Raw genomic sequence first — 18379 nt, 5'->3', positions numbered from 1 at the left:
GGCGGTGATGGCGCGGGCGATGGCGGGGGGTGGCTGGCCCGGTTCGGCGCGCGACGCCAACCGCGCGGCGGCCCCGCCGGGCAGCGCGCTGGCCACGGCCCGGTCGCCGCGCCAGGCGATGCCACAGTCGCCCAGTGCGGTGGGGAACAAGGTGAAGCGCGCCGCGTCCATGCCGCCGATAGTGCGTCAGCCCCGCTGGTTGCGCCACCCCGGTCTTGCGTCCAGTGGCGTCTGGTGCCTTGATATTGCCGATGGGAGGGGCGGCATGACGGAACCAGCGATGCTCCACGGCGAATGCCTGTGCCGAACAATCGGTTATGCCGTGCCCGACGCCTTCACCTATGCCTGGAATTGCCATTGTGGCGGCTGCCGCCGCGCCACCGGTTCGGCGTTCAAGCCCTTTGCCGGCATCGCTGCCGATCAGATCCGCCTTGTGCGCGGTGGCGACAGCATCATGCACTATGGCAATGGCCCCAACCACGATGTGCACTGCGGCCAGTGTGGCAGCCTGCTGTGGTCCTTGGTGCGCGATGGCCAGTTTGTCCATGTCACGCTCGGCACGTTGATCGACACGCCAGCGATCCGGCCGCAGGCGCATATCTGCGTGGCGTTCAAGGCGCCCTGGCATGTGATCTGCGATGGCTTGCCGCAATTTGAGGGGCTGCCGCCCTAGGGCCCCAACACCAGGGTTGCAACGGGCGCCGCTATCCCCCATTCGGCGGTGCGGGGATGACGATTTTCTACCTCTTGCTGGCGCTGGCCCTGGCCGTGGGCCTCAACCACCCGTCACGGCTGTGGCGGGTGATGGCGCAGTTGGTGGCGGTATCGGCGCTGGGCCTGATGGCCTTCTCGATCTGGCTGGCCAATGTGGATGGCACGTTTGCGGCGCGGCCGGCGGCGGATCTGCGGCCGGCGCTGCTCAATGCGATGGCGGCGGTGGCGCTGTTCGTCGTGCTGTTGCTGTTGGCCTTGCTGCCCGTGCAATGGTCGCGCCTGGTGGAGCCGGTGCCCGACTGGAACCAGCGCCAGCGCTGGGGCCAGATTGCCCGGATCCTGCACTGGACCAGTGCAGTGTTGATGCTGGCGGCGCTGCCGATGGGGTTGTTTGTGGCGGTGCTGCATCCGGCCGTTCGCGCTGATTTCCAGGACGCCCATATCGGCATCGGGATTGCGGTGTTTGGCCTGTTGCTGCTGCGGCTGCTCACCCAGCGCGCGTCGCCTGGCCCGGCCAGCCCCAATGGCGCGGCACGGCTGAACAAGCTGGCGCTCTATCTGCTGCTGGCCACCCTGCCCGTGTCCGGCCTGCTGCTGGCCGGGGCGACCGGTGCACCCGTGCTGGGGCTGCACGCGGCCGAAGCAGTGCCGTTGCCGTTGGCCCGGCTGCTGCACCAGTGGCTGTCGGGCCTGTTTGCCCTGGCCTTTGCCGCCCATGCCGGCGCGGTGGTGTGGCATCATTTCGTGCTGCGCGATCGCCAGCTCATTCGCCGCATGCTGCGCTGAGGCGCTTGTTGTCGCGCAGCTGCTTGCGGAAAACCGGCTGCCACTTTTCCGCGCTGCGCTATGGAACAAAGCGCGCACATCGGCCATGGTGCGCACCATGGCCATCCAGATTCGCACCAATCTTGCCGAGACCGAGCTGGCGGTCTTCACCCCGCATCGCCCGGCCCGCCCGGAGAAGAGCGAGGGCGGCCGCCCGTTCGTGATGAAGACGGACTATACGCCGTCGGGCGACCAGCCGGCGGCCATTGCCGAACTGGTGAGCCAGGCCAATCAGGGCGAGCGCGACCAGGTGCTGCTGGGGGTGACCGGTTCGGGCAAGACCTTCACCATGGCCAAGGTGATCGAGGCGGTGCAGCGGCCGGCGCTGATCCTGGCGCCCAACAAGATTTTGGCCGCACAATTGTATGGCGAATTCAAGAGTTTCTTCCCCGATAACGCGGTGGAATATTTCGTTTCCTATTACGACTATTACCAGCCCGAGGCCTATGTGCCGCGCACCGACACCTATATCGAAAAGGAGTCGAGCGTGAACGAGGCCATCGACCGGATGCGCCACTCCGCCACCCGCGCGCTGCTGGAGCGGGACGATGTGATCATCGTGGCGTCGGTGTCGTGCCTCTATGGCATCGGCTCGGTCGAGACCTATTCGGCGATGACCTTCGGGTTGAAGAAGGGCGGATCGGCCGACCTCAAGGAGGTGGTGAGGAAGCTCGTCGCCATGCAGTACAAGCGCGGCGACCTGAGTTTCGCGCGCGGCAATTTCCGGGTGCGCGGCGATTCCCTCGAAATCTTCCCCTCCCACTATGAAGACAGCGCCTGGCGCATCAGCTTCTTTGGCGACGAGGTCGAGGCGATTTCGGAGTTTGATCCGCTCACCGGCGAGACGGTGGCCAAGCTGGAGCACATCAAGATCTACGCCAACAGCCATTATGTGACGCCGGGCCCGACGCTGAAGCAGGCCGCCGAAGCCATCCGCCACGAGTTGACCGAGCGGCTGAAGGAGCTGAACGCGGAAGGCAAGTTGCTGGAAGCGCAGCGGCTGGAACAGCGCACCAATTTCGATCTGGAGATGATCGCCGCCACCGGGGCGTGTGCTGGCATCGAGAATTACAGCCGCTTCCTGACCGGCCGCCTGCCCGGCGAACCGCCGCCCACATTGTTCGAATATCTGCCGGAAAACGCCCTGCTGTTCATTGATGAAAGCCATGTGACGGTGCCGCAGATCGGCGCCATGGCCAAGGGCGACCACCGCCGCAAGGTGACGCTCGCCGAATATGGCTTCCGCCTGCCCAGCTGCATCGACAACCGCCCGCTGCGCTTTTCCGAGTGGGAGGCGATGCGGCCGCAGACGGTGTTTGTTTCCGCCACGCCCGGCCCGTGGGAGATGGAGAAGACCGGCGGCGTGTTTGTGGAGCAGGTGATCCGCCCCACCGGGCTGATCGATCCGCCGGTGGAGATCAAGCCGGTGGAAGACCAGGTGGAAGACCTGATCCAGGAGGCCAGGAAGACCGCCGCCGCCGGCTACCGCACGCTGGTGACGACGCTGACCAAGCGCATGGCCGAGGATCTGACCGAGTTCCTGCACGAAGCGGGCCTGCGCGTGCGCTACATGCACAGCGACGTCGAAACGCTGGAGCGCATCGAGCTGATCCGTGATCTGCGCTTGGGCGTCTATGACGTGCTGGTCGGCATCAACCTGCTGCGCGAGGGGCTCGATATTCCCGAATGCGGGCTGGTGGCGATCCTGGATGCGGACAAGGAGGGTTTCCTGCGCTCCGAAACATCGCTGATCCAGACCATCGGCCGCGCGGCGCGCAACATCGAAGGCCGGGTGATCCTTTATGCAGATCGCATCACCGGTTCGATGGCGCGCGCCATGATGGAAACCGATCGCCGCCGCGCCAAGCAGGAGGAGTATAACGCCCTCCACGGCATCACGCCGACCACCATCAAGCGCAACATCGGCGACGTGCTGGCCGATGTGAGCATGAAGGACGGCCTGGTGGTCGAGACCGGCGACGAGGAGACGCAGCATCTCGTCGGCCACAATCTGAAGGCCTATATCGCCGACCTTGAAGAGCAGATGAAGAAGGCCGCGGCCGATCTGGAGTTCGAGACGGCGGCCGCCATCCGCGACCAGATCAGACGGCTGGAGATGGATGAACTCGGCGTGCCCGTGGACCAGCGCACCGCCCCCGTGAAGGGCCGCGCCACCGGCGGGGCGGCGGGCACGCGCACGACGCGCTTTTCCAAGATGCAGAAGAAGGGCTTTTCGGGGAAGCGCCGCGGCGCGGGGCGCTGAATCCCCCGCTCAAGGCGTCTGCGCGTTCGCCATCAGCGGTGCGGCTCGCAGGCAATGCCGTCCTGGTCGCCATCCCACTCCGGCTGGTATGACGGCTCGTCGGATGTGATGTTTTCGTACCCGGCCGCGCGGGCTTCGTTGCAACCCGAAAAGCGCCTGAACGGCCGCGGTTCAGGCTTCAATGCGGCAACTACCTCGCTGACTGGCTGCGCTGCTGCGGCCGCGACAGGCAGCGCGCGCTCGACACGCGGCGTCGTAGCCAGCCAGCCAACGCCGCCGCCCACCACGATGCCAACCACGGCCAGCGTTGGCAGGGGCACGGATGACAATTCTTCGTTGCGGCGGCGGCGTCGGGACATGCGGCGAAGCATGCCCGACGGGAATTAAAGGGCAATTAAATCAGGCAGCCAAAGGGCTTGCCGGCCCCGCTCAGGCGCTCACCCGCGTCAAGCCGCGCCGGCGTTGCGCCGCGCCAACCAGACCGAAACCGGCAATCAACAGCGCCCAGCTTGCCGGTTCAGGCACACCGCCAGTGCCGCCGCCGGGCACGGCCGGGCCGGTCCAGCTCATGTTGCGGGCGGAGATGAAGCCGTTGGCGAACATGATGCGCTTGATCACCGGCGCATTGTACGAGAAGCCATAATAGCCCGGCTGCACCACGTTGAAATTGCCGTTGTTGGCCAGCAAGTAGTAATAGCGGCGATCGTCGTTCACGCCATATTCGAGGTTCAGTATCAGATTGTCGTTCACGTCATAGGCGGCCATCAGCGAGCTGTTGGCGTTGCCGGTGCCCAGCCGCCAGTTCAGCTCCGCCAGGAAGCCGGAAACCGGGTTGGCGAATGTGAGCGACATGGTGGCATAGCCGCCCGTGTTGGGATCAAAGCCGCCGTTCAGCCCAATGAACGGCGTGCTGTCCCAACCGCCATTGCCCAGAAAGCTGAAGCCGCCAGTCGAGCCATAGAGCGAGGTCGGCAACGTGGAGGACCAGGTGATCGGCCCCAGCGTCTGCGGCCCTGCGCCCGTGTAGTTGGCGGCCGGCAACGTGATGGAATTGGCCCCGGCCAGGCTGCCCGCGCCCTGGATCAAGGTGGCATCGGCCGACACCGACGCCAGTGCGGCCACGGCCGCAAACGGCACTGCAAAACGCATGATAACCCCCCCGCAAAACACACAAGCCCCCAAGCTTGTGGCGCGGAGCGTGCCATATTGTGAGTGTTAACGTCAACTTTACGTTTTGTTCACCAACTAGATCAAACAGCCCACGCCGGCGCGCAGGAATTCGGCAACCAGGCCGGGGTCGCGCTCGTCCGACAATTTGTTGGCGATCTCGCGGATCGACATGCGCTGCAGACGTTCGGCGCGGATGCTGGTGAGTTCCTGCAGGCGGCGCAGCTGGCCGAACGACAGGCGCTGGCCCAGGCGCTGGCCCATGCACTGGGCCTGGCCGGGCGGCACCCCAAGCTGGGTGAGATTGGAGGTGATGCGCTGCGCCGGCGTCGCGCAGGCGCTGAGCAGGATCGGCAGGGTGGCAAGGGCAATCAGGGTCAGGCGCATGGGCTGGTCGGGCTCCGGCTGGGGTGCGGCAACTACAGAGGTGATTAGCGGCAATTGTCTGGCTATAGCATGAACCCATGCTCGACGAACTGGCGTCCCTGTCCACCCGCTACCCCGTGCTCACCGATGTCAACTGGTGGCAGGGAATCCTGATTGCGCTGATCGTGGTGGCGATCATGGAGGTGGTGGCCATCGTCTCCCACAAATATGTGATGCACGGGTTCCTGTGGGTGCTGCACAAATCCCACCACGAACCGCGCACCGGCCGTTTTGAACGAAACGACTGGTTCGGCGTCGCCGGCGCGATCCCGTCGATGATCCTGCTGATGATCGGCACGCACTATGGCCTGCACATGCTCACCGCGATTGGCGCCGGCATCACCATGTATGGCGCCATCTATTTCTTCCTGCACGATATCCTCGTCCATCGCCGTGTGAAGCATTCATGGAACCCGCAATGGGGCTACATGAAGCGTGTGGTGCAGGCGCACCGGCTGCACCACGTGGTGGAGACGAAGGAAGGCACGGTCAGCTTCGGCTTCATCTGGGCCCCGCCGATCCGCAAGCTGAAGGCGCAACTGGAAGCCGACGGCCGCGGCCGCATCCGCGCGAGCGCGAAGATGCGGGCAGAGATGGGGATGATCGATAACGCCGAGCATTGGGCGCGGTAAGGCGTCCTTTCCCAAAAATCCGCCGTCATGCTGGCGCAGGCCAGCATCCACCGCGCCGCTTGGCCCCTGCCCCACAATTGATGCTGGCCTGCGCCAGCATGACCGGATCTTCTATTCCGGCATCGTCCACAGCCCCTCGCGCGGCGGCCCCGGCATGGGCCAGCGGCTCTTGCGCACCAGCGCATCGCTCATCGCCAGCGCCACGGCGCGGGCCTTTTCGGCCTTGGTGGTGGAAACGCGGTTGGCCAGCCCCTCTTCTTCCAGGCGGCGCACCTTGCGGCCGATGCCGCCATAGATGCGGGCGGCGGCCAGCACGGCCCAGGCGGCGCGGTTGCCCAGTGCCGAGGTGCCGTAGCGCGCCGACTCCTCATATTCCTCGGCCTTGAACACCAGCCGGGCGACCAGGCGCGACAACTGCCGGCGGTTGCGATCGAGCACGAACGAATCCGGCTCCAGCCGCACGCTGGCCAGCCAGTCGTCGGGGATGTAGCGGCGGCCGTTCATCGCGTCTTCCACCACATCGCGGGCGATGTTGTTGAGCTGGAAGCTCATGCCCAGGTCGCAGGCGCGTTCCAGCACGGCGCGCTGGTCGGGCTTCACGCCCATCACGATCGCCATCATCACGCCCACACAGCCGGCTACGTGATAGCAATAGTTCAGCGTGTCATCGAAAGTCAGGAACGGCCGCGCTTCCATGTCGATGCGGAAACCGTGGATCAAATCGCGCGGGAAGCGCGCCGGCATGCCGGTCTGCTGCACCACCATGGCCAGCGCTTCATAAGGCGTGCCCGGCGTGGGATTGCCGGCCAGCGCGCGCTCGGTTTCCCAGTGCACCTCGGCCAGCCGCTCGGCGGGCGCGCGCCTGTCATCATTGCGCCCTTCGCCCAGCATCTGGCCGTCGATCACATCATCAGTGTGGCGGCACCAGGCATAGAGCAGCATCGCCCGATCGCGGGTGGGCGCGTCGAACAGGCGGCTGGCCAGCGCGAAGCTCTTGGAACCGCGGGCGATGGCGGTGCGGGCATTATCGAGGACGACAGACACGAGGCGCTTCCTGCCCGCATGGGCGACGCGGCGCAAGCGGGCGATACGCCCCTCCCGCCTGCAGGCGGGGCTGGGGGTGGGAAAATGACGAGCGCGCTCTAGCCCGAACGCCCACCCCCGACCCCTCCCGCAAGCGGGAGGGGAGCAGCACGTCAGGCCGCTTGTCTGCCCAGCAGGTCTTCCACCATCAGCTTGCCGGTGGCCTTGGCGCTGCCCACCACGCCGGGGATGCCAGCGCCGGGGTGCGTGCCGGCACCGACGAAATAGAGGTTGGACAGCACGTCATCGCGGTTGTGGGTGCGGAAATAGGCGCTCTGCCACAGCACCGGCTCCAGGCTGAAGGCGCTGCCGTGATGGGCGCCCAGGACCGTCTCGAAATCCTTCGGCGTCCAGGTGCGCATCGTCACCAGATCGCGGCGCAGGTTGGGGATGCAGCGGCGTTCCAGCGCATCGAGGATGGAATCGGCATAGCGCGGCGCTTCCTTTTCCCAATCGATGTCGAGCTTGCCCAGGTGCGGCACCGGGGAGAGCACATAGAAGGCGCTGTGGCCGGGAGGGGCCATGGCGGGATCGGTCGCGGTCGGGTGGTGCAGGTAGAGCGAGAAATCCTCCGCCAACTGGCCGCCCTTGTAGATCTCGTCGAGCAGGCCCTTGTAACGGTGGCCAAACAAGATGGTGTGGTGCTTCACATCCGGGCGTTCGCCCTTCAGGCCAAAATAGGTGACAAACAGCGACGGCGAGAAGCTGCGGCGCATCATCTTGGTGGCCATTTCGGCCCCGCGCGGATGGGCGCTGAGCAATTCCTTGTAGGTGTTGACCACATCGCCGTTGGAAACCACCGCATCGAAGCGGCCCGACCAGCCATCGGCGCAGCGCACGCCGGTGACGCGGCCGCTGTCGGCCATTATGGCTTCGACCTTCGAACCCATGCGGACCTGGCCGCCGATATCCTCGAACAATTTGACGAGCCCACGCACCAGCGCGTGGGTGCCGCCGCGCGGGAACCAGACGCCCCACTTCTTTTCGAGCGCGTGGATGAGGGCATAGACCGAGCTGGTCTTGAACGGGTTGCCGCCGACCAGCAGCGTGTGGAAGCTGAACGCCTGGCGCAGCCGGTCGTCCTTGATGTGGCGCGCCACCATCGAATAGACCGAGCGGAACGCCTCATAGCGCATCAGCTGCGGGGCGGCCTTCAGCATCGACTTGAAGTCGAGGAAGGCTTCGTGGCCGAGCTTCTGATAGCCTTCGCGGAACACGTTGTCGGAAAATTCGAGGAACTTCTTGTACCCTGCCACATCGTCCTTGTTGAAGGCTTCGATCTGCTTGAACAGCGCGGCCTCGTCGTTCGAATAATCGAACACCGAGCCATCTTCCCACAGCAGGCGATAGAAGGGCGCGACCGAGATCAGCTCGACATAGTCGCTGAGTTTGCGGCCCGACAGTTCGAACAATTCTTCCAAACAGGTCGGATCGGTGATGACGGTGGGGCCGGCGTCGAACTTGAAGCCATCATCCTCGAACACATAGGCACGGCCACCCGGCTTGTCGCGGGCTTCAATCAGGGTGGTCTGGATGCCGGCCGATTGCAGGCGGATGGCCAACGCCAGGCCGCCAAAACCGGAACCAATCACTGCTGCAGTCGTCATTTATACCCCAGTTCATATTTGATCAGCGTCGACAGCGCCCGCATCGGCGGGATCGGCGGCCGGCCTGAAAACACCTTCGGCCAATCGCTCAGCCGATTGTCCGCTGCGTAAAGCCGCCCGACCAGGTCATCGGGATGCTCGTAGAAACGCTCCAGTATGGTTCGCCGTTCCTCGTCCTGCGCGGCGAGGAACAGCATGCGATTGAGGATGCGATACATGCCGCGGCTGTTCCACACACGTATCGCGTGGTCGCGGGCCGCGCGGTGGATGGTCGCAGCATCAAAGGCCGGCAGCGCCGCCACCATGTCGGCCATGCGCACCGCATCAGGGAAAGAATAGCCGGTCACCGGGTGGAACAGGCCGGCGCCCAGGCCAACCCGCGCCACGCCGGGCACGCCTTCATCCAGGAATTTCTCGATGTCGCCGCCGATCGCCAGCGGCAGGATGCCGGCCTCCTCGCGGGTGACGGCGGTGATCTGCCAGCCCTGGGCCACGGCATAATCGGCGATATGGCGGCGCAGCAGATCGGGCGCCAGATCGCGGCCGTCGGAAAAATAGGTGTCCTCGATCAGCACATGCCTGGGGCCGAAGGGCAACGTGTAGATGAAGCGATAGCCATCCTGCTGCGGCACCGTCGCATCCATGATGATCGGGCCGGCGAGGCCATGGGGCTCGGACAGTTCGACCTCCTGCCCCAGGAATTTCTGCCACCGCAGATCCAGCGCGTTTGATTTGCTCTGGCCGCGCCCGTCGATCACCGCCTTGCAGGTCAGCACGCGCTGATCGGCAAGGGTCACGGATGTAGGCGTCATCGCCACCACCGGCACGCCGGTCAGGATACGCTCCGGCGGCAGCGCCTTGGCCACCTCGGCGGCAAGCCGCTCGCTGTTGCTGCTGCCATAGCCGACGTTCAGCGTGCGGGCATGGCGCGGGAATCGCACGGAATAGCAATCCCAGCGGTGGGCAAACAGCGGCTGGGTCCAGCGCCTTTGTTCCTCGTTGATGTCGAGCCCAAAGCTGGACCAGGTGTGATCGCCGCCGATGGTGGGGCCAGCCTCCACGACGGCAACGCGCAGTTCCGGGCGCAATTGGGCCAGGCGCAGCGCAATCAGGCCGTTGGCAAGGCCGCCGCCGGCCAGGACAAGATCGAAATCCGGTGTCACGCCGCCGCTGTTAGACGCGCCGGGGCGAAGGGGAAAGGGGATTGAATGTCGCCGTTGCCGCGACACCGTCAGCATTGCCCCCACCGGCAGAAATGCGTATCTCCTCTCCGCACCAAGGGAGAGGTGAGATCATGAATGCCCCCGTCGCCAAGAGCGAGTTCATTCCGGCCGACCTGCCCGAACCCTCCTATGACGAGCTGAAGCATATTCCCGGCATGGAGCCGGCGCGCTTCCCGATGCTGCGCACGCTGCAATTCCTGTCCAACCCGCTGGGCCGCAGCCGCGCGCTGTTCGAACGTTATGGCCGCATCGTGCGCCGGCAGGATTTCGGCGGCTGGGGCGTTTCGATGATCGGCCCGGAAGCCAACGAGATGATCCTGTTCAACAAGGACAAGATTTTTTCGAGCGAGCTCGGCTGGAACCCGGTGCTGGAACTGCTGTTCCCGCGCGGGCTGATGCTGATGGATTTCGAAGAGCACCGCATCCACCGCAAGACGCTGAGTGTCGCCTTCAAGACCGAGCCGATGCAGCATTATTTCACCCAGCTGGACGAAGGCATCACCCGCGGCCTGGCCAAGTGGCCGAAGGGGCAGAGCCTTCGCTTCTACCCCAGCATCAAGGCCCTCACCCTCGATCTGGCCGCGACCAGCTTCCTGGGCGTGCCGTGGGGCGGCGAGGCGGAAAAGATCAACAAGGCGTTCTGCGACATGGTCGCCGCCTCGGTGGGCGTGGTCCGCAAGCCGCTGCCCTTCACCGCCATGAAGCGCGGCGTCGAAGGCCGCGCGTTCATGAGCCAGTATTTCGCCGGCGAAATCCCCAAGCGGCGCGGGATCCAGGGTGACGACATCTTCACCCAGGTCTGCAACGCCCGCGACGAGAATGACCAGCTGCTCACTGAGCAGGACATCATCGATCACATGAACTTCCTGATGATGGCCGCGCACGACACCACCACCTCGTCGATCACCTCGATCGTGTGGTGCCTGGCCAAATATCCGGAATGGCAGGACCGGCTGCGCGACGAGATCAAGGGCATCCGCGAACGCCACGGCAAGCTGACCTATGCCACGCTGGGCGAGATGGAAGTGACCGACATGGTGTTCAAGGAAGCGCTGCGGCTGATCCCGCCGGTGCCTTCGATGCCGCGCCGGGCCGTCAAGAGCTTCACCTTCCAGAACCATGTCGTGCCCGCCGGCGCCCACATCGGCGTCAACCAGATGATCAGCCACCGGCTGGAAGAATATTGGCCGAACCCGGAGCATTTCGATCCAAACCGCTTCACGCCTGAAAACAGCCGCGGCCGCCACAAATATGCCTGGGTGCCCTTCGGCGGCGGCGCCCACATGTGCCTGGGCCAGCATTTCGCCTACATGCAGGTGAAGATGTTCTTCTTCGCGCTGCTGGAAAGCCATCGCATCGTGGCCGAAAAGCCGCTGGGCAGCGTTGAAACGGATTTCCGCATGTTCCCCATCCCCAAGCCCAAGGATGGCCTGCCCGTCCGCATCGAGACGATCTGATGGCGGGCGGCAAGCGCCGCAACTGGTGGCGCGGATTGGGTTATGGGCTGGCGGTGGTTGCCGGCCTGATTGCGGTGCTGTGGGCGGTGTTCGCCACGCCCGACATCCCGGTGGCCGCGCTGAGGGCCAAATATGCCAACAGCGCCAGCCAGTTCATTGAATTGTCGCCCGGCACCATCATCCATGTCCGCGATCAGGGCGACAAGGCCAATTACCCCGTCGTGCTCATCCACGGCAGCAACGCCTCGCTCCACACCTGGGAGCCGTGGGTGCAGCGGCTGGTCGCCAACGATTATCGCGTCATCACCCTCGATCTGCCGGCGCACGGCCTGTCGGGGCCAACGCCGGAAGGGCTCTACACCAGTGCGGCCTACGTGGGCATTGTCGAAAAGCTCGTCGACAGACTGGGGCTCAAATATTTCGCGCTGGGCGGCAATTCGATGGGTGGCGGCGTCGCCTGGCGTTATGCGCTGAAGCATCCGGAGCGGCTGACGGCGCTGATCCTCGTCGATGCCAGCGGCCAGCCGCAGCCGAAGGGCTCCTCGCCGCCACTCGGCTTCCGGCTGGCGCGCGTGCCGATCGCGCGCGACATCCTTGCCACCGTCACCCCGCGCAGCCTGATCGAGAAGAGCTTCAAGCAGTCGATTTCCAACCAGGCCATCGCCACGCCGGCGATGATCGACCGCTATTGGGAGCTGCTGCTCTACCCCGGCAACCGCCGCGCCACGGTGCAGCGCTTTGGCCAGTATCAGGGCGATGATGGCGCAGCGGCGCAGCTGAAGACGCTCGCCGTGCCGACGCTGATCATCTGGGGCCGCGAAGACAAGCTCATCCCCGTCTCGGTCGCGGCCTGGTTCAACAGCCAGATCAAGGACAGCCGCGTGACCATCCTCGATGGCATCGGCCATATCCCGATGGAGGAAGCCCCGGATCGCAGCCTGGCACCGGTGCTGCCCTTCCTCGCCGCCAACCCGCCGATCAGCATCGGCGGCACCCATCGGGAGCAGTTGCCGGCCGGGGACGCGCCCGTCACGCAACCGTGAGGCGTTGCAACCACGTCAACATGGTCTGGAAAGCCGGTTCGGCCAGCACGATGTAAATCCGCCGCCCATCGTTGGGATCGGGTTGCCGCACCAGCAAGCCTTGCTCGATCAGGCTGCTGATCCAGCGCAGGCCGGTTGTGGGCGGCACCGCAGCGGCAAGGCAAAGCGACGACACCGACATCGATACCCCCTCAAGCCGCGCGGCAACCAGGGCGAGCAGAATATCCCAGGCCGGATCGGAAAACAGGCCAGGCGGAAACAGCGTGTCACGGTCGCGGCGCAAACTGATCAGTCGGTGAACCGTCTCGGCAGTCACCGGCCGCTCGTCCTCCGCCTGGTCTTCGCCGGCCAGCAGGGCCAACGCCTGCGAGAGGCTTTCAGCAACAGCTGCCAGGGATGCAAGGCGCTTTCCGGTTTCCGTCAACGGCGCCGCGGCCCGTTTTCCTGACCGCACGCGCATCGGCGCCTTCATGGCCGTGTCCGGCACTTCCGATGCGGGATTGATGGCTGGAGCGCCCATCGAGACAATCGACGCCCCTGCGCCCGGCCCGGCAAACGGTCGCACATTGCGCACGCTGCCGGCATTATCGGCGGATTCAGACAGATTCACGGTCAGCAGTTCGGCTTTCACGGGTGCATGGCGCACTGCCCAACCGGCATCAGGTTTCAGCCAATCCTGATCAGTGGCCAGTTTGTAAACAATCATGCGGACACCCAAATCACGTCGAGGTCCAGTTACGCTGAGACTGGCTCAATAACGTAAGTTACCGCATCTGCCGACCAGGTCAAGTTTATTATCCATCCTTGCAATATTATCGGCCGGGTCTTTCGGGCGTATCCTTCTTATGCAGCGCCTGGGTTGGCCAATTGGTGTCAGCGTAGCACAAATACAGTCGCAAAGCGCCGCAGCCAGGCCAGCATCGCTTCATTGGCCTGATCCGACAAAGTGATGAAGGCGCGCCGCGCGTCGCCGGGATCGGTGCGGCGCACAAAAATGCCGGCTTCGGAGAGGCTGCGCACCCAGCGCAGCGCCGTGGTGGTGGGCACGGCGGCGGCCAGGCACAGGCTGGAGACCGGCACATCCGCCCCTTCCATGCGCGCCGCCGTCAGGTCGAGCAGCATGTCCCACGCCGGATCGGCAAACAGTTCGGCCGGGAAATGCCGATCACGATCGCGGCGCAGGCGGATCAGACGGCGCACCAGCCCGGCCGAAATCTGCGTCTCGCTGTCCTTGTCTGCCGTCTGCGCCAGTTGCGCCAGCGCGTCGGCCAGCCGCTGCGCTTCGGCCGAAAGGGCCGAGATATGCTGGGCGGTGGCGGACTGTTCGGCCACCTGCCAGCCCCGGCCGGCCGCCAGCACCGAAGCGGCGACGGCGGCCATGGTCTCGGCATCATCGCCAGCCAGCACGAAGCCATCGGCGCGATCAAGCCAGTGCGGCGTGGCAGCGCCTTCGCCCACCGCCACCAGCAGCGGCAGCGCCAACCGGTCGATCAGGGCCACGGGCAGGGGCGAATCGGCCGGCAACAGCGCCAGATCGGCGCTGATCGCAGCCGGATCGTCACCGCCGGCGACCAGCCGCCAGCCCGGACCGGCCGCCGGCCAGTCTCCACCCAGGGCAACAATGCGCGTTTCGGTCATGACTGGTCCGTTCCGGTGAAGATTTGGCAGTTCGATGCCAGAACCACAATCAAACTGGAAGCATCCTGCCCTTAACCATGAATAATTCGCGCCTATGACACAGACAAGGCCAGTTCACCGTCCCGGTCTCATTGGCAGTCAATGGTTTATTTGCGTTAAGGATTGCACGACATGCGAGTCCAATCCCGCCGAACCCCAAGTGTAACAGTCATGCGTGGCGAAGCGCAGCTGGCGGCATTGGTGGGCAACAGCCCGGCCATTGCCGCCATCCGCAACGAAATCAACAAGATTGCCAGCGCGGACGCCTCGGTGCTGATCACCGGCCCGTCCGGCAGCGGCAAGGACGTGGTGGCGCAACTGCTGCACCAGCAAAGCCGCCGCGCGGCCCGCCCCTTTATCGCGTTGAACTGCGCTGCGGTGCCGGCCGACCTGCTTGAATCCGAAATGTTCGGCCATGAACTGGGTGCCTTCACCGGCGCCATCAAGGCCCGCGCCGGCCGCTTCGAGGCGGCGCACGGCGGCACCCTGTTCCTCGATGAAGTGGGCGACATGCCGGCCGCCATGCAGGCGAAATTGCTGCGCGCGCTGGAAACCCGCGTAATCGAACGGGTGGGCGGCATGCTGCCGATCAGTGTCGATGTGCGGGTGGTGGCGGCAACGTCGGTGGATCTGGATGCCGCCATCGCCGCCGGCCGCTTCCGCGCCGATCTTCTCTACCGGCTTGACGTGATCCACATTGCCATGCCGCCGCTGAAGGACCGGCCGGAGGATGTCGCGCCACTGGTGCAGCATTTCCTGGCTGGCGAGGCCCGCCCGGTGCGCTTTTCGACCGCGGCGCTGGAGGCATTGTCGGCGCTCGACTGGCCGGGCAATGTGCGCGAGCTCAAGAACTTCGTCGAGCGCGCCTGTGTCCACCACGGCGGCGAGATCGTCGGCCGTGAGACCATCAACCGGCTGCTGCGCGGCGCCACCACCCCGGCCGCACCGCCGCCCCGCCCCAACGAGATTGCGGCGCCGGCGCATCTGCTGGGGCCCGATGGCGTTGATCTGAAACAGCTGCTCGCCGATCTGGAACAGGCCTATATCCGTGAGGCGCTGGCCCTGTCGGGCGGCACCATCGCCCAATCGGCACGCCTGCTCGGCCTGCAGCGCACCACGCTCATCGAGAAGATGCGGCGCCTGCAGATTGAGGCACGGCTGCAGGACTAGGGCCTCATTCGTCCTTCTTCGTCCACAGCGCGATCTGCTGGTCCAGCTGCACCTGCACGGCGCGCGATTGCGCCACCGCCCGGTCCATGGCGGCGAACTGCCGGGTGAGCAGCGCGCGCTGCACCTCGGCGGCGCGCTCCACCTTTTCGAGATCGGCATTGGCCCGCTCGCGCTGGCGATTGAGGCCATCGCTGGCCGTCACCGCCAGCTGGGCGATGCTCTGCAGCCGGTTCGGCCGGGTCGGGCTGGCGGCGCCCGACAATTCGCGCAGCAGCGCCTCGGCATCGCCCAGGCGTGTTGTGGGCAGATTGGCCAGCCGGGCGGTGTCGACCGTGATGGTGCCGTCGCGCTGGATGCCGACCCCCAGATCAGACAGGCGCAGGCCATTGGCCTGGGCCACCGGCTCGGTCACCAGCCGGGTGATGCGCTGATCAAGCGTGCGGGCAGTGGGATCATTCAGCAACGGCCCTGCCGCCTCGCCATCCTTTGACGGCCGGCGAAAATCGCCGATCAGCTGGCGCATCGCCTGCAGCGTGCCGACGAAATCGGCCAGCGCGCCGGAAATGGCGCCGCCGTCGCGCGCCGCGGTGATCGCCACCCCGGCGGCAGTGGTGCGCTTCAGGCTCAGGCGCGCGCCGGGGATCACATCCTCGATGCGGTTCGTGCCGCGCGTGACCGTGACGCCATCGACCACCAGCTCGGCATCCTGCGCCGCTTCGCCCAGCACCATGGTTTCCGCGCCTGGCGTGTGGTTGAAGCGTTCCAGGCCCGCCCCGTTCGGCGCCGCACTGATGATGAAGCCGTTGTCCGCCCCCTCCTGCCCGCGCAGCACCAATGTCGCGCTGCCGGCCGACGCGATGATGCTGGCGGTCACGCCGGCCCCCGCCTCGTTGATCGCCTTGGCCAGCCCGGCCAGCGTGTTGTTTTCCGCCGTGATGGTGATGTTGACCGATGGCCGCGTGCCCGCGGCAAAAGTGAAGCCGCCGCCACTGACCGGCGTGCGCCGGCCGAACTGGAGGCTGAGCGTGCCGAGCCCGACCGGGTCACTGCCGCTGGCGAGTGCAACGCTGTTCAGCCGCTGGCCCACCGCCAGCCGGTTGACCACGACGCCCGACGCCACCGCGCCGGTTGGCCCCAGGCCCACGCGCTCCACGGCAATCGCGGCATCGCTCGACGCCAGTTGCAGGCCCAGCTCGCCCGAGCGCACGCGGCCATCAAGCGAGGTCGCAATCCCGGTCAGCGCCGATCGCAGCTGGCCCAGCGCCGAGATGCGCGCGGTGAGCGCCTCCAGCTTCGCCGTGATCGGCTTGGCGCGGGTGTCACGCTCCACCTTCACCAGCCCGTCGACCAGCGCCCGGCTGTCCAGCCCGGAGCCGGCGTTGAACGTGGTGAGCGCATTGGTGGCCATTGCAATAACCTACAACGGCAGCGGCGCGCCGGGTTTGCGCGGCTGGCCATGCTCGTCGAAATCCAGCGCCGGCGGCACGAACACATCGGGCACCGCCTCGCCTTCCGGATCGTCGAAGCGCATCACGAAGGCCAGGATCGTCGCCACCGCCTGGAACAGTTCGGGCCGCACCATCTGGCCCCGCTTCGCCGACCAGAACAGCGCGCGCGCCAGCCGGGGCGTCCGGATGATCGGCAGCTTCAATTCGCGCGCCGCCGCGATCAGCGCCTGCGCCATGTCGAGCCGGCCCTTCTCCACCACCACCGGCGCCTCGTCCTCGCCAGCCCGGTAACGCAGCGCCACGGCAAAATGGGTCGGGTTGACCACCACGACGCTGGCGGTGGCGAGGCCCTTCTTCATCCGGCCCTGTGCCGCCACCATCTGCGCGCGGCGCACCGCCGCCTTCAGCTCGGGCGCGCCCTCATTCTCGCGGGATTCCCGCTTCACCTCCTCGCGGCTCATCATCAATTGCCGTTCGCGCCGCCACCAGGCGAAGCCCGCATCGATGGCCGCAACCACCACCAGCAGCAGCGTCGCCGCCAGCGCCAGGCGCATCAGCGCCGCGCCGATCATCGGCAGCCCGCCTTCCTCCAGCCCAACCAGCCCGGGCAACAGCGGCCCAAGCACCGTCACCGCCAGCGCCGCCATGCCGCCGATCTTGACCAGGGCCGAGGCCGCGCCAGCCAGGCCCTGCCAGCCAAACAGCCGCTTGAGGCCATTCAGCGGCGACAGCCGGTCGAGCCGCGGCGCCGCCAGCTTCAATGCGACATACCGGGTCGTGGCCAGTTGCAGCCCAAACGCCGCCACCGCCACCAGGCCGAACAGCGCCAGCGGCCAGCCAATGGGCAAGCGCCGCAGCAGCGCGCGTGGATCTGCGCTGCCCGCCCGGCCCAGCGCATCGCCCAGGAAGCCGGCCAGATCCTGCCACAGCGTCGGGCCCGCAAGGGCCAGGAACAGGGTGGCGACGGCGAGGCTGGCGGCCGGCGCCAGTTCGCGCGGCGCAAAGACATTGCCCTCCGCCAGCGCCTTCTCGCGCCGGCGCGGTGTGGGCTTTTCGGTCTTCTCGCCAGCCATCAGCCGAGCAGCCCCATCGCCGACTGAAGGGCTTCCGCCAGCCGGCCCAACAGATGGCCGAACAACAAGGGCAGCAGTGTCACGAAGGCCAGCAGCAGCGCCGCCGGGCCGACGGCCATCGCAGACAATTGCGGTGCGGCGCGCGTCGCGATCGCCACCACCGCATTGGCCAGCAGCAGCACCGCCAGGATCGGCAGCGCCACCTTCAGCCCCCACAGGAACATCAGGGCGCCAAAGGCCGCGATGTCACCCAGGCCCAGCGCTGGCACCGTCATTCCGGCCAGCAACGCGACCAGATCCAGATGCACATCGCCCGCCAGCAACGCGACCCAGGCCAGCGTCGTGAACAGGGCCGAGAGCACGCCGGTGTTGGCGCCGCCCACCACGGCAAAGCCCAGCCCGACCATCTGCGCCAGCATCTCGCCGGCCAAAGCGGCCGCGCCAAAGGCCAATGCCAGCGCCAGCCCGGCGACCAGCCCGGCCAGCACTTCGCCCGGAATATCCGCCCCGGTCAGCACCGCCGCGCCCGGCCGGAACGCGGCAAAAACCGCCAGCGCCGCCACCAGCGCAA

At 66.2% G+C, this 18379-nt stretch carries 18 protein-coding genes; 7 read left to right on the top strand and 11 right to left on the bottom strand.

The window, feature by feature from the left end; translation table 11 throughout:
* The first annotated feature begins 265 nt into the window (after window positions 1-265).
* From GJ693_RS06870 to uvrB, 3 genes are all read left to right on the top strand, one after another.
* Complete coding sequence (locus GJ693_RS06870) at window positions 266-673, top strand: GFA family protein (protein ID WP_197042019.1); 408 nt, start codon at window positions 266-268, stop codon at window positions 671-673.
* 56 nt (window positions 674-729) lie between these two features.
* Window positions 730-1500, top strand: coding sequence for a cytochrome b/b6 domain-containing protein (locus GJ693_RS06865; RefSeq protein WP_156255582.1), 771 nt, complete (start codon window positions 730-732; stop codon window positions 1498-1500).
* A 97-nt stretch (window positions 1501-1597) separates the two neighbouring features.
* On the top strand, window positions 1598-3802 hold the full coding sequence (gene uvrB, locus GJ693_RS06860; protein WP_156255581.1) for an excinuclease ABC subunit UvrB: 2205 nt from the start codon (window positions 1598-1600) through the stop codon (window positions 3800-3802).
* 32 nt (window positions 3803-3834) lie between these two features.
* Here the strand turns inward: uvrB and GJ693_RS06855 are convergent, their stop codons facing one another.
* The 3 genes from GJ693_RS06855 to GJ693_RS06845 form a co-directional block, all read right to left on the bottom strand.
* Complete coding sequence (locus GJ693_RS06855) at window positions 3835-4161, bottom strand: excalibur calcium-binding domain-containing protein (protein WP_197042018.1); 327 nt, start codon at window positions 4159-4161, stop codon at window positions 3835-3837.
* A gap of 70 nt (window positions 4162-4231) precedes the next feature.
* Window positions 4232-4951 carry a PEPxxWA-CTERM sorting domain-containing protein gene (locus GJ693_RS17465; protein ID WP_235902709.1) on the bottom strand — a complete coding sequence of 240 codons (720 nt, stop codon included), beginning with the start codon at window positions 4949-4951 and terminating at the stop codon, window positions 4232-4234.
* A gap of 96 nt (window positions 4952-5047) precedes the next feature.
* A complete protein-coding gene (locus GJ693_RS06845) occupies window positions 5048-5356 on the bottom strand; it encodes a hypothetical protein (protein WP_156255579.1) in 309 nt (102 codons plus the stop codon).
* 77 nt (window positions 5357-5433) lie between these two features.
* Between GJ693_RS06845 and GJ693_RS06840 the strand changes: the two genes are divergently transcribed.
* On the top strand, window positions 5434-6027 hold the full coding sequence (locus GJ693_RS06840; RefSeq protein ID WP_156255578.1) for a sterol desaturase family protein: 594 nt from the start codon (window positions 5434-5436) through the stop codon (window positions 6025-6027).
* 111 nt (window positions 6028-6138) lie between these two features.
* On the opposite strand, the gene GJ693_RS06835 is transcribed toward GJ693_RS06840, so the two are convergent.
* From GJ693_RS06835 to crtY, 3 genes are all read right to left on the bottom strand, one after another.
* On the bottom strand, window positions 6139-7071 hold the full coding sequence (locus GJ693_RS06835) for a phytoene/squalene synthase family protein (RefSeq protein ID WP_197042017.1): 933 nt from the start codon (window positions 7069-7071) through the stop codon (window positions 6139-6141).
* A gap of 152 nt (window positions 7072-7223) precedes the next feature.
* Window positions 7224-8717 (bottom strand): phytoene desaturase, encoded by a 1494-nt coding sequence (locus tag GJ693_RS06830; RefSeq protein ID WP_156255576.1) that lies wholly within the window; start codon window positions 8715-8717, stop codon window positions 7224-7226.
* Window positions 8714-9880: a lycopene beta-cyclase CrtY gene (crtY, locus tag GJ693_RS06825; protein WP_197042016.1), complete on the bottom strand. Its 1167-nt coding sequence runs from the start codon at window positions 9878-9880 to the stop codon at window positions 8714-8716. Before crtY ends, GJ693_RS06830 begins: the two co-directional genes overlap by 4 nt.
* Before the next feature lie 131 nt (window positions 9881-10011).
* On the opposite strand from crtY, the gene GJ693_RS06820 reads away from it, so the two are divergent.
* Together GJ693_RS06820 and GJ693_RS06815 are read left to right on the top strand one after the other, a co-directional pair.
* On the top strand, window positions 10012-11397 hold the full coding sequence (locus tag GJ693_RS06820) for a cytochrome P450 (RefSeq protein WP_156255574.1): 1386 nt from the start codon (window positions 10012-10014) through the stop codon (window positions 11395-11397).
* A complete protein-coding gene (locus tag GJ693_RS06815) occupies window positions 11397-12440 on the top strand; it encodes an alpha/beta fold hydrolase (RefSeq protein WP_156255573.1) in 1044 nt (347 codons plus the stop codon). Before GJ693_RS06820 ends, GJ693_RS06815 begins: the two co-directional genes overlap by 1 nt.
* On the opposite strand, the gene GJ693_RS06810 is transcribed toward GJ693_RS06815, so the two are convergent.
* Both GJ693_RS06810 and GJ693_RS17705 read right to left on the bottom strand, forming a co-directional pair.
* Window positions 12427-13071, bottom strand: a complete 645-nt coding sequence (locus tag GJ693_RS06810; protein ID WP_156255572.1) for a MarR family winged helix-turn-helix transcriptional regulator — start codon at window positions 13069-13071, stop codon at window positions 12427-12429. The genes GJ693_RS06815 and GJ693_RS06810 overlap by 14 nt on opposite strands.
* A gap of 242 nt (window positions 13072-13313) precedes the next feature.
* Window positions 13314-14078 (bottom strand): hypothetical protein, encoded by a 765-nt coding sequence (locus GJ693_RS17705; protein WP_156255571.1) that lies wholly within the window; start codon window positions 14076-14078, stop codon window positions 13314-13316.
* 210 nt (window positions 14079-14288) lie between these two features.
* On the opposite strand from GJ693_RS17705, the gene GJ693_RS06800 reads away from it, so the two are divergent.
* Window positions 14289-15287, top strand: a complete 999-nt coding sequence (locus tag GJ693_RS06800; protein ID WP_197042015.1) for a sigma-54 interaction domain-containing protein — start codon at window positions 14289-14291, stop codon at window positions 15285-15287.
* Between the two features lie 4 nt (window positions 15288-15291).
* On the opposite strand, the gene fliD is transcribed toward GJ693_RS06800, so the two are convergent.
* The 3 genes from fliD to GJ693_RS06785 all read right to left on the bottom strand — a co-directional run.
* Window positions 15292-16695 carry a flagellar filament capping protein FliD gene (gene fliD / locus GJ693_RS06795; protein WP_156255569.1) on the bottom strand — a complete coding sequence of 468 codons (1404 nt, stop codon included), beginning with the start codon at window positions 16693-16695 and terminating at the stop codon, window positions 15292-15294.
* 9 nt (window positions 16696-16704) lie between these two features.
* The gene (locus GJ693_RS06790; protein WP_156255568.1) at window positions 16705-17808 is read right to left on the bottom strand and encodes an EscU/YscU/HrcU family type III secretion system export apparatus switch protein; all 1104 of its coding nucleotides are present in this window, start codon (window positions 17806-17808) and stop codon (window positions 16705-16707) included.
* Window positions 17808-18379 (bottom strand): flagellar biosynthetic protein FliR (locus GJ693_RS06785; protein ID WP_156255567.1); only part of this gene is annotated, 572 nt, incomplete at its 5' end. The genes GJ693_RS06785 and GJ693_RS06790, both read right to left, overlap by 1 nt.

It is taken from the genome of Sandarakinorhabdus oryzae, assembly GCF_009733735.1.
Classification (GTDB): domain Bacteria; phylum Pseudomonadota; class Alphaproteobacteria; order Sphingomonadales; family Sphingomonadaceae; genus Sandarakinorhabdus; species Sandarakinorhabdus oryzae.
The sequence above is the reverse complement of the archived record's forward strand: the minus strand, read 5'-3'. Positions and strand labels throughout refer to the sequence as shown.